Raw genomic sequence first — 11,581 nt, forward strand, 5'->3', positions numbered from 1 at the left:
GCCCAGGCGGTCCGTGGGCCGGCCAACGGCCGGCGCTACCGACTCACGTACCGGGTCAAATCACGGCTTGTTGAGGAAATTGTTCGCCAGCAGGTCGCGCACGTCCCCTACCCGCCCGTGCAGCAGCGCCTTGGCCGCGTACAACGCGGTACCGGCTACCTGCTTGGCTTCCACCTGGGCCGGCATCACCAGTTCGGTGGGGCTGGTATGCACGTCCAGCAGCGCCGGGCCGGGATGGGCCAGCACGTCCTGCACCGCCTGCTCCAGGTCCTCGCTGCGGGTCACGGTGCGCCCGTAGAACCCGATCACCTCGGCCAGGCGACCGAAGTCGGGGTTCTTCAGATCGGTGTAGTTGTCCAGCAGGCCCTGCACCTTCTGCTCAAGCTCGACGAAGTTCAGCGAGCTGTTGTTGTACACCACCACCTTGATCGGCAGGTTCTCCTGCACCGCGGTCAGCAGGTCGCCCAGCAGCATCGCAATCCCGCCGTCGCCCGACAGCGAGATCACCTGCCGTCCCGGGAACGCCTTCTGCAGCCCCAGCGCCTGCGGCATGGCGTTGGCCATCGTGCCGTGCAGCAGGCTGGTCAGGGTGCGCCGGCGCCCGTTGGCGCGCGTATGGCGCAACACCCACACCATCGGCGAGCCGCAGTCGGCGGTGAACAGCGCATCCTCGCTGGCATGGCGGTCGACCAGCGCGGTGAGGTGCTGCGGGTGGATCAGGCTGCCCTCGCCGGGATGCTCCTCCTTCGCCCGCGTCGCCAGCGCCTTCTCGCGGTGCTCGATGCATTCGTCCAGGAAACTGCGGTCCTCGCGCTCGGGCAGCAGCGGCAGCAGCGCCTCCAGGGTCGGCCCGATGTCGCCCACCACGCCCAGCTGCACCGGGTGGCGCCGGCCGAGATGGCTGCCGTCGCGGTCCACCTGGATCAGGGTGGCCTTGTCCGGGTAGAACTGGCCCCAGGCGAAGTCGGCACCGAGCAGCAGCAGCGTGTCGCACGCCATCAGCGTGTGGTAGCCCGACTCGATGCCGAAGATGCCGGTCATCCCCATGTTGTACGGGTTGTCGTACTCGACGAAATCCTTGGCGCGCGAGGTGTGTGCGATCGGTGCCTTCAGCCGCGCGCCCAGCGCCACCAGCGCGTCATGTGCGTGTTCGCAACCGGCACCGGCATAGATGCCCACGCGCTTGCCCTCGCCGATCAGCGCGGCAATGCGCTGCAGCTCGTCGTCGCTGGGGCGCAGCACCGGCTGCGCATGGTGCACCGAGAACGGCACGTCGTCCTTCACCTCGGCTTCGGCGATGTCCGCCGGCAGGATCACCACCGCCACCCCGCGCCGGCTGATCGCCGCCTGGCAGGCCAGCGCCACCACCCGGCGCGCCTGCTGCGGGTTGTACACCTGCTCGCAGAACACGCTGCAGCTGGCATACACCACCTTGAAATCCACTTCCTGCGGGAACTCCATGCCCAGTTCGGTGGTGACCACCTGGCTGGCGATCAGCACCAGCGGGGCGCGGTTGCGGTTGGCCTCGAAGATGCCATTGATGAAATGCAGCCCGCCCGGACCGCAGGAGCCGGCGCAGGCGGTGAGCTGGCCACTGATCAGCGAATCGGCACCGGCCGCGAACGCCGCGGTCTCTTCATGGCGCACGTGCACCCAGTCAATGTCGCTGCGATGGATCGCATCGGTGACATGGTTCAGGGTGTCGCCGACGATGCCGTAACAGTGCCGCACACCGGCTGCCTGCAGGGTATCGACGACGATTTCGGCAACGCGCTTGCTCATGACGGCACTTCCACGTTCGGGGGAAGTACCAGCCTAGACCTGCGAAGGTGACACCGGCGTGCGAATCAGCGCGTACCCGGTTCATACGTTGGTGTTATTCCGGTTCGGCTGCCTTTGCCTGGGCCAGCAGCCGGGGGAAGGCGTCCAACGCGTCGGAATTGCGTCGAATCTGGGCAAGCAGCGTGCCGACCTGCTGAGGGAGGCCGGATTGCATGTAAACCTCCGCCTGGATCTCCCTTGGCATGTACCCCTCGGACACCATCAGTTCCATGAAGGTGCGGAAAACCCGCGGAGGCGACCGTTCCAGTGCCACCCCGACAGGGTCCTGGAGGGCGGGATACGTCGGGGCCGCAGCTGCGGCTTCCGCCGGGCGGTTGCTGATTTCAGCGACGGACAGCGTCTGCGTGCCGATCGTTGCCTGCTGCTTGTCGTTGGTCTGCGACGCGACTGCTTGCCGCGCGACCGACGCCTGCGGGGAACTGGAACCTACGGAATGCACTGCAACTCCTTGGAATCGATGGTTCCCCATCATTTGCCATGCCCATTGCATGTGCTTCCAGAAAAACATCGCTCCAGGCGTCGCAACGACTTCACCTGCTGCGATCAGAACGACACCTCCACCGCCTGCTGCGCCCACAGCACCGACTGGTGCTTCGTTGCCTGCTTCCACGCCAAGCGGATCGCCTCGATGTCGGCGCGGCGCTGCGGGGTGTTTTCGTGCAGCACCACGAGCACCTTGGTGCGCAGGCGATTGGGCTCCTTGGCGCCGCGGAACAGCCACTGTCCGTAGGCATCGAACACGGTCAGGCCGTCCGGGAAGCGGGGCGTTACCTGCTTGTCCAGGAACTCGCGCCATTGCGCCTCGCTGATCGCGTCGGTCTGCTGGCGATCCGAGGTGCCGCTCTCCTCGCCCACGCCGAAGTACAGCTCGCTGCGCACCCAGTTGGTCGCCGCATCCGGACGGGCGGCGTCGCCCTGGAGGGTGGCGGTGGGGGTGGCGGATGCAGGCGTGCGCGGGGTCGGGGTGGTGGTGGCGCAGCCGCCGAGGGCCAGGACGGCGGCCAACAGCAGGGGGGAGAGTTTCATGGTGCGGGGGCTCCGGATGCTTCGGGGGTTCCGTGGGACACGCATGGCGTGTCGCTACGCGATGGACAGGGTGAGGGATTCCGGGATCCGTGCAGATCACTTCGGGTTATCAGCTGATATCCGTCAGTACTGGGACTTGCATCACAGGTGCGGATCACGCCAAGATAATATATCGCTTCATCCGGATGGAACAATAGTTTCATCTGGGACCAGCCGGGCAGAGCCCGGCTCTACCCCTCCCCCCGATTTGTTGCTGGAGCCTGCATGTCCCGTCCGTCCGCGTCGCGCCTTGGCCTTGCCATTGCCCTGGTCCTGTCTTCCCCCCTGCTGGCACAGGATCTCCACGCGCAGGACGCGCCCGCCTCCCCCGCCACGCTGGACACGGTGATCGTCACCGGCACCCGCGCCATCGACCGCACCGTGCTCGAATCCACCTCGCCGGTGGACGTGCTCACTGCGGAAGACATCCGCCGAGCCGGCGTGGTCAACGGCGAGCTGGGCAGCGCGCTGCAGGCGCTGCTGCCCTCGTTCAACTTCCCGCGCCAGTCCAACTCCGGCGGCGCCGACCATGTGCGCGCCGCGCAGCTGCGCGGCCTGTCGCCCGACCAGGTGCTGGTGCTGGTCAACGGCAAGCGCCGCCACACCAGCGCGCTGGTAAACACCGACAGCAAGATCGGCAAGGGCACCACCCCGGTCGACTTCAATTCGATTCCGGTCAGCGCGATCAAGCGCATTGAAGTGCTGCGCGACGGCGCCGGTGCGCTGTACGGCTCCGACGCCGTGGCCGGTGTTATCAACGTGATCCTCGACGACGCCCCGGAAGGCGGCGCCATCGAAGCCAGCTTCGGCGCCAACCACACCGACCTCGAGCCGATCAACCGCACCCTTACCGACGGCCAGACCAGCTTCGCCAGCGCCAAGGTCGGCACCCGGCTGGGCGAGGACGGCGGCTTCCTGCGCGTGGGCCTGGAGCTGAAGAACCGCGAAGGCACCAACCGCGCCGGCTTCGACCAGATTCCGCCGTGGGACCAGAGCGATACCAACCTGGCCCTGCAGGGCCAGCGCAACTACGTGCTGGGCGATGGCAAGACCAAGGACCTCAACGCCTGGATCAACACCGAACTGCCGTTCGGCGAAACCTCGAAGTTCTACTTCTTCAGCACCTTCAACCAGCGCGACAGCGAAGGCGCCAACTACTTCCGCTACCCCGACAGCGACGCCAACTGGACCGAGCTGTACCCGAACGGTTACCGCCCGATCTCCGAAGGCGAGAACCGCGACGTGCAGGCCGTGGCCGGCGCCAAGGGCCAGTGGGGCGAGTGGAACTACGATGCCAGCCTGGACTACGGCTTCAATGACTTCACCTACCGGCTGCGCGATTCGCTCAACGCTTCGCTCGGCCCGGGCAGCCCGACCCGGTTCAAGACCGGCGATTACCGCAATGAACTCACCGTGGGGAATCTCGACCTGAGCCGGGTGTTCACCCAGGGCAACAACAGCCACACCCTCGGCCTTGGCGCCGAAGCACGCCGCGACCACTTCCAGACCCGTCCGGGCGACCCGGCCAGCTATGCCGCCGGCCCCTACACCGACCGCCCGACCGGCTCGCAGGCCGGTGGCGGGCTGAGCCCGCAGGACGCCACCTCGCTCAGCCGCGATGTCGCCAGCGCGTATGCCAGCCTGTCCAGCCAGTTCGGCGACCACTTCTCCAGCGATCTCGCGGCGCGTTACGAACACAGCGACGATTACGGCGGCGAGCTCACCGGCAAGCTGGGCCTGCGCTATGAGTTCGCCCCGGCGTTCGCACTGCGCGGTGCGATCTCCAACAATTTCCGCGCGCCGTCGCTGGCACAGATCGGCTACGAGTCCACCTCCACCGGCTACAACGCCGCCGGCCAGCTCGTTCAGGGCCGCACCCTGTCGGTGAACAACCCGATCGCGCGCGGGCTCGGCGCGGCCGACCTGAAGCCGGAGAAGTCGGTCAATACCAGCCTGGGCTTCACCAGCCGCATCGGCGACCACTTCGACCTGTCGCTGGACTTCTACCAGATCGACATCGATGACCGCATCGCGCTGTCGGAAAGCATCACCGGCGATGCGCTCACCGATTACGTGCAGCAGCAGTTCGGCGTGGCCGGGCTGCAGAGCGCGAACTTCTTCGTCAACGCCGCCGATACGCGCACGCGCGGTGCCGAACTGGTGACCAACTGGCGGCAGGCACTGGGCGACGGACAGCTGCTGCTGACCGGCACCTACGCCTACAACAAGACCACGTTGAAGAACGTGCTGGATACCCCGGACAGCCTGCTCGCGCTGGATCCAGACTATGTGCTGTTCGGCCTGGAGGAAACCAACACGCTGACCGATGCGACCCCACGGACGCGCACGCAGCTGGCCGCCACCTGGGCCAATGACCGCTGGACCCTGAGCAGCCGCCTGAGTCGTTATGGCAGCGTGACCCGGGTGTTCAATTTCGGCGATGGCTATGTACCGCGCCAGACCTATGGGGCGGAGTGGCAGCTGGATGCCGAAGTGGAATACCGCATCACGCCGCAGTGGAGCGTGGCGCTGGGTGGGCAGAACCTGACCGACAACTATTCGGACCTGTCCAACGAAGATATCTACTACTTCGGCAACCTGCCGTATGACGTGCTGTCGCCGATCGGCAGCAATGGTGCTTACTACTACGGCCGAGTGCGTTACACGTTCTGAGGCAGCCGGGCAGGGCCCGGCTCTACAAGAGCGGGCGGAGATGAATGAAATCCCGGTGCGGCGCAGTGTCCGCACCGGGATTTCACATTCCCGGTGGCATGTTGGCGCGCATGGCCAACGACTTCCCCCTACGTCCGCCGCCGCCACTGCTGGACGCTGCGTGCGCGCTGTTCCTGGACGTGGATGGCACCCTCATTGAATTTGCCGACGACCCCGACGCGGTGGTGCTGTTGCCCGGCGTGCGCGAGGCGATCGGCCGCATCAGCGACCGGCTCGACGGTGCCGTCGCGCTGATCAGCGGGCGCCCGCTTGCACAGCTGGATGCCCTGTTCGCACCGCTGCACCTTCCCGCCGCCGGCCTGCATGGCCACCAGGTGCGTGCACACGGCCAGGCCGCGCCCGCCGCCAGTGCCAACGACACGACCGACACCAGCCAGTGGCTGCACGGTGTGCACCAGCAGGCCATGCGCTTCGCGCACGGCCATCCCGGCGTGCTGATCGAAGACAAGGGCCGCAGCCTGGCCCTGCACTGGCGTGCTGCGCCACTGGCCGAGCCGCATGTGCGCGCCTTCGCCGAACAACAGCTGGGCAACCACCCCGGCTACCGGCTGCAACCCGGCGACCACGTGGTCGAGTTCGTGCCCGAAGGCAGCGACAAGGGCCGCGCCCTCCACCAACTGATGCAGCAGGCCCCCTTCCGCGGCCGCGTGCCGGTATTCGTCGGTGACGACCTGACCGACGAGTTCGGCTTCGAGGCCGCCAACCTCCTGCACGGCTGGAGCGTGCTGGTCGGCGAGCGCGAGCCGAGCGCCGCGGTGTTCGCCCTGCCCCACGTGGGCGACGTGCACGCCTGGCTGCTGCAGAACGCCCAATGAATCCGCGAGAGAACCCCCATCCCATGACCCCCTCCAACCTGGACCTCGGCGTGGTCGGCAACGGCAGCTTCGGCGCCCTGATCGACCGCAACGCCCGCGTGGTGTGGAGCTGCCTGCCCACCTTCGATGGCGACCCCACCTTCTGCGCGCTGCTGCAGCCCAACCAGCAGGTCGGTGGCGATTTCGCCATCGAACTGGAAGACCTGGTCAGCAGCGAGCAGGCCTACCTGACCAATACCGCGATCCTGCGCACCGTGCTGCATGACAAGCATGGCGGCTCGCTGGAAATCATCGATTTCGCCCCGCGCTGGCGCCAGAACGAGCGCTTCTACCGGCCGGTCAGCCTGATCCGCCAGGTGCGCCCGCTCTCCGGCAATCCGCGCATCATCGTGCGCGCGCGACCGCTGGCCGACTGGGGCGCACGTGTGCCCGAAGCCACCTGGGGCAGCAACCACATCCGCTGGATCCTGCCCGACCACGTGCTCCGCCTGACCACCGACGTGCCGTTGCGCATGGTGCGCGATGAACTTCCGTTCGTGCTCAACCATCCGGTGCACCTGGTGCTGGGCGTGGACGAATCGCTGAACCGCTCGCTCAGCGGCTACGTGCAGGAGTCGCTGCAGCGCACCCAGAACTACTGGCGCGAATGGGTGCGTTACCTGTCCATTCCGCTGGAATGGCAGGACGCGGTGATCCGCAGCGCGATCACCCTGAAGCTGTGCCAGTACGAGGACAGCGGCGCCATCATCGCCGCGATGACCACCTCCATCCCGGAAGCGCCCGGCAGCATCCGCAACTGGGATTACCGCTACTGCTGGCTGCGCGATGCCGCCTTCGTGGTGCGCGCGCTCAACCGGCTGGGTGCGACCCGCACCATGGAGCAGTTCCTCGGCTACATCTTCAACCTGGCCACCGCCGATGGCAGCCTGCAGCCGCTGTACGGCATCGGCTTCGAGGCCAAGCTGGAAGAAAGCGAAGTGCCCTCGCTGGACGGCTACCGCGGCATGGGGCCCGTGCGCCGCGGCAACCTGGCCTGGGTACAGCGCCAGCACGACGTGTATGGCAGCGTGGTGCTGGCCTCCACCCAGCTGTTCTTCGACCGCCGCCTGCAGGACCCCGGTGATACCCACACCTTCGCGCGGCTGGAACCGCTGGGCGAACAGGCCTTCGCCCTGCATGACGTACCCGATGCCGGGCTGTGGGAATTCCGCGGCCGCACCGAAGTGCACACCTACACCAGCGCGATGTGCTGGGCCGCCTGCGACCGTCTGTGCAAGATCGCGGTGCGGCTGAAGCTGGACCACCGCGCCGAGTACTGGCGCGACCGCGCCAACACCATCCACGCGCGGATCATGAAGGAAGCCTGGAGCGATGAGCTCGGCCACTTCACCGACACCTACGGCGGCCATCGCCTGGATGCCTCGCTGCTGCTGCTGGCCGACATCGGCTTCATCAGCGCCACCGATGCCCGCTTCGTGGCCACCGTCGACGCCATCGGCCGCGACCTCAAGCACGGCAATGCGCTGTACCGCTACGTGGCGCCCGACGACTTCGGCGAACCGGAAACCAGCTTCACCATCTGCACCTTCTGGTACATCGACGCGCTGGCCGCGATCGGTCGCATGGAAGAAGCCCGCGACATGTTCGAAATGCTGCTGGAACGCCGCAACCACCTCGGCCTGCTGTCCGAAGACCTGGCCTTCGACAACGGCGAAGCCTGGGGCAATTTCCCGCAGACCTATTCGCACGTGGGCCTGGTCACCGCGGCCATGCGCCTGTCGCGCAGCTGGCAGGAGGCCTCATGAGTCGCCTGGTCGTCGTCTCCAACCGTGTCGCCGCGCCCGGGGTGGCCGCGCCCGGTGGACTGGCGGTCGGCCTGCTGGCCGCGCTGAAGGAACGCGGCGGGGTCTGGTTCGGCTGGAGCGGCAAGTCGGTGAAGGAAGACAGCGGCGCCCTGCACGAGCAGACCGAGGGCGACATCCGCTATGTCACCATGGACCTGAACAAGCGTGACGTGGACGGCTACTACAACGGCTTCGCCAACCGCACGCTGTGGCCGCTGCTGCATTTCCGCCTCGATCTGGTCGACTACGACCGCGCCACCCGTGAGACCTACCGCCAGGTCAACGCGCTGTTCGCCGAAAAGCTGGCGCCGCTGCTGCGCGAAGACGACATCGTCTGGATCCACGACTACCACCTGATCCCGCTGGCCTCGCTGCTGCGCGAGCGCGGAATCGGCTGCCGCATCGGCTTCTTCCTGCATGTGCCGATGCCCTCGGCCGACCTGCTGCAGGCCATGCCCGACCACCTGCGGCTGTTCTCCAGTTTGTATGCCTACGACCTGGTGGGCTTCCAGACCCAGCGCGACGCGGACCGGTTCCAGTCCTACGTGCGATTGTTCGCCGGCGGGAAGGTGCTCCCTGACGGCCTGCTCGAGGCGCCGGGCGGGCGCCGCTTCCGCGCCGCCGCGTTCCCGATCGGCATCGACACCGCGCACATCGAACGCCAGGCCAGGGCCGGGGCGGCCAAGCCGGCCGTGCGCGACCTGCGCAACAGCCTGCGCGACCGCCAGCTGGCCATTGGCGTGGACCGTCTGGACTATTCCAAGGGCCTGCCCGAACGCTTCCTGGGCTTCGAGCGCTACCTGCAGCGCCACCCGGACCAGCGTGGCAGCCTGACCTACCTGCAGATCGCACCGGTCTCGCGCGGCGACGTCACCGAGTACCGGCAGCTGCGCAGCCAGCTGGAGCAGATCGCCGGGCATATCAACGGGGGCTTCGCCGCACCGGACTGGACTCCGCTGCGCTACGTGAACCAGAACTTCGCCCACGCCACCCTTACCGGCTTCTATCGCGCCGCCGCAGTGGGCCTGGTCACGCCGTTGCGTGACGGCATGAACCTCGTTGCCAAGGAGTACGTGGCTTCGCAGGATCCGGAGAACCCCGGCGTGCTGGTGCTGTCGCTGTTGGCCGGCGCGGCCGACGAGCTGAAGCAGGCGCTGCTGGTGAATCCGCACGACCTGGATGGCGTGGCCGATGCCATCGCCACTGCCGCCACCATGCCGCTGCGCAAACGCGTGGAGCGCTGGCAGGCAATGATGGAGCACCTGCGGGCCCACGACATCAACCACTGGCGGCAGTCCTACCTGCAGGCGCTGGAAAACGGCTGATAACGACATCTCCGAGGGGCTACAGCGTGTCGTAATCGGCACGCTTTCTCCCCTGGCCAGTGCATCATCCGGCGTGATGCACTTTTTTTAGGAGTGTGTCGTTTCCAGCACGCCTGGAGCGCAGGACGCCGCCGCGGCACGCGTCGCGTTTCGATAGGCATCCTAAATCGCCGAAACGGTGCCGATATCCGTAACCTTCGGCGCGGGCAACTTTCATTTCGCATTGACAGGTCGTCCCGACATTGACGCCCGCAGAACCCGTGCATGCCGCGCGGGTCGTGCATTCGGGAATCAGATTGATGTCACTGCTGGAACGCTTCATCGAAGACACCGCCCTGCACATGGGACTTGGCCACCGCGCGCGCAGCCTGGTGGACGTACTGGTCGACTACATCCGCAGCCTCCCCGACGGCGTACATGGCCTGCGTCGGCGCTTCGACGCGGTGGGCCTGGGGACACACTTCCCCGGTGACGGCCGGCCCTCGCGCCTGCTCGCCAGCCAGCTGGAAAGCGTGGTGGGGCGGGAAGAACTGGCGGTGCTGGCGCGCCGGGCCGCGTTTCCCACCGGCATGTTCGCGGTGGTGGCCTCGGACCTGCTGCCGGGCCTGGTCAACATGCTTGAACAGGAAGCGCGCACCCCGCCGGTGCCCATCCGGGCCCCGAGCCTGCCACGCAGCAGCCCCACCCTGCGCCTGGTGCGGGGCACCGCCCTGCGCGGCCTGTTGTGGGTGCTGGTGGCCGGCGCGCTGCTGTGCCTGACCGGCTGGATCCACCAGAAGACCCGGGTCAGCCCCGGCGTGCCTGCGGCCCAGGCCGAACAGCAGAGCCCGCCGCGGCTGTCGCTGGTCAACCACCATGGCGTCATCGACGTGCGCGGCCGCCTGCCCGGCGAAGCCGACCGGCGCAAGGTGTGGAGCGCACTGGTGGCCCAGTATGGCCACGGCAAGGTCAGTGGCGACATCCTGCGCGACCCGCAGGCCGCCGCGCCGCGCTGGCTGGACCGCCTGGTCACCCTGGCCCCGGTACTGCGGCACCAGGGCCTGTCGCTGTCGTTCAACGGCGACCGCCTGCACGTGGACATGACCCGCCTGTCCCCGCGCGACCGGATTGCCGTCTCCGACACGTTGCGCCGCGGCTTCGGCCACCTGCAGGTCAGCGGCCTGTGGGATGCCGGCCGGATCGCGCTGTCGCAGCTGCCCGCCACCCCCGCGCCGGAGGAACTGGTGACCGCCCTGAACCAGGGCAAGGTCCGTTTCCTGCACAAGTCGCCCACCCTGCGCGCCGACGGCCACGAGATGCTGCGTGCCAGCGCGCAGGCGATCCTGGCCGCCGAGCCGGGCCTGCGGCTGGAAGTGGGCGGGCATACCGACAGCCTGGGCGCGGCCGAAACCAACCTGCACCTGAGCCAGCAACGCGCCGAAATGGTGGTGGCCGAGCTGGAAGCGCAGGGCGTGCCGGCCGGCATGCTGGTGCCGCGTGGCTATGGCGAGGAACAGCCGGTAGCCGACAACCGGCTGGACAGCGGCCGCGACCGCAACCGGCGCATCGAGTACTCGATCCTGCAGTAGAGCCACGCCCTGAGTGGCTGCGCGCAGGGCGTGGGCGTCAGGCCATCCAGGCCAGGGTGGCCATGCGGCCGGTACGGCGGTCGCGGCGATGCGAATAGAAACGCTGCGGGTCGGCCAGCGTGCACAGCTGCCCGCCGCTGATCGCCGCCGGGTCCACCCCGGCGGCCACCAGCCGGCGCCGCGCCAGCGCGTACAGGTCCACCTTCCAGTGCCCAGGGCGGGTGGCGTTGAAGGCGGCCGCCGCACCGGCATCGCGGTCGACGAAGGCGGTGAACACGTCCTCGCCGATCTCGTACAGTGCCGGCCCGGCCGCCGGACCCAGCCAGGCCTGCAACTGGCCCGGCGCGGTCCGCATGGCGGCCACGGTCGCCTCCAGCATGCCGTCGGCC

The 11,581-nt window shown here is 67.8% G+C and carries 9 protein-coding genes; 5 read left to right on the forward strand and 4 right to left on the reverse strand.

All coding sequences use genetic code 11. The annotated features are described in order from the left end of the window. Window positions 1–60 precede the first annotated feature (60 nt). The 3 genes from RWO33_RS15995 to RWO33_RS16005 all read right to left on the reverse strand — a co-directional run bounded on the left by RWO33_RS15995 (window position 61) and on the right by RWO33_RS16005 (window position 2,868). Window positions 61–1,782 (reverse strand): thiamine pyrophosphate-dependent enzyme, encoded by a 1,722-nt coding sequence (locus tag RWO33_RS15995; protein ID WP_314106175.1) that lies wholly within the window; start codon window positions 1,780–1,782, stop codon window positions 61–63. Between the two features lie 94 nt (window positions 1,783–1,876). Continuing rightward, window positions 1,877–2,281, reverse strand: coding sequence for a hypothetical protein (locus tag RWO33_RS16000; protein WP_314106177.1), 405 nt, complete (start codon window positions 2,279–2,281; stop codon window positions 1,877–1,879). A gap of 104 nt (window positions 2,282–2,385) precedes the next feature. After that, a complete protein-coding gene (locus RWO33_RS16005; RefSeq protein ID WP_314106178.1) occupies window positions 2,386–2,868 on the reverse strand; it encodes a DUF3574 domain-containing protein in 483 nt (160 codons plus the stop codon). Window positions 2,869–3,132: 264 nt separating this feature from the next. Between RWO33_RS16005 and RWO33_RS16010 the strand changes: the two genes are divergently transcribed. The 5 genes from RWO33_RS16010 to RWO33_RS16030 all read left to right on the forward strand — a co-directional run bounded on the left by RWO33_RS16010 (window position 3,133) and on the right by RWO33_RS16030 (window position 11,192). Further along, window positions 3,133–5,580 carry a TonB-dependent receptor gene (locus RWO33_RS16010; RefSeq protein WP_314106179.1) on the forward strand — a complete coding sequence of 816 codons (2,448 nt, stop codon included), beginning with the start codon at window positions 3,133–3,135 and terminating at the stop codon, window positions 5,578–5,580. Between the two features lie 110 nt (window positions 5,581–5,690). Beyond that, entirely contained in the window at window positions 5,691–6,455 is a 765-nt protein-coding gene (gene otsB, locus RWO33_RS16015; protein ID WP_314106181.1) for a trehalose-phosphatase, read from the forward strand. Between the two features lie 23 nt (window positions 6,456–6,478). After that, window positions 6,479–8,260 carry a glycoside hydrolase family 15 protein gene (locus RWO33_RS16020; RefSeq protein ID WP_145479397.1) on the forward strand — a complete coding sequence of 594 codons (1,782 nt, stop codon included), beginning with the start codon at window positions 6,479–6,481 and terminating at the stop codon, window positions 8,258–8,260. After that, a complete protein-coding gene (otsA, locus tag RWO33_RS16025; protein ID WP_314106182.1) occupies window positions 8,257–9,624 on the forward strand; it encodes an alpha,alpha-trehalose-phosphate synthase (UDP-forming) in 1,368 nt (455 codons plus the stop codon). Before RWO33_RS16020 ends, otsA begins: the two co-directional genes overlap by 4 nt. 299 nt (window positions 9,625–9,923) lie before the next feature. Continuing rightward, complete coding sequence (locus RWO33_RS16030) at window positions 9,924–11,192, forward strand: OmpA family protein (RefSeq protein ID WP_314106184.1); 1,269 nt, start codon at window positions 9,924–9,926, stop codon at window positions 11,190–11,192. A 37-nt stretch (window positions 11,193–11,229) separates the two neighbouring features. Here the strand turns inward: RWO33_RS16030 and RWO33_RS16035 are convergent. Beyond that, the coding region (locus RWO33_RS16035; RefSeq protein WP_314106187.1) for a laccase domain-containing protein at window positions 11,230–11,581 on the reverse strand (352 nt) is incomplete at its 5' end.

The sequence above is a fragment of the uncultured Stenotrophomonas sp. genome, assembly GCF_963519925.1.
In the GTDB taxonomy this organism is placed as follows: Bacteria; Pseudomonadota; Gammaproteobacteria; order Xanthomonadales; family Xanthomonadaceae; genus Stenotrophomonas; species Stenotrophomonas maltophilia_AE.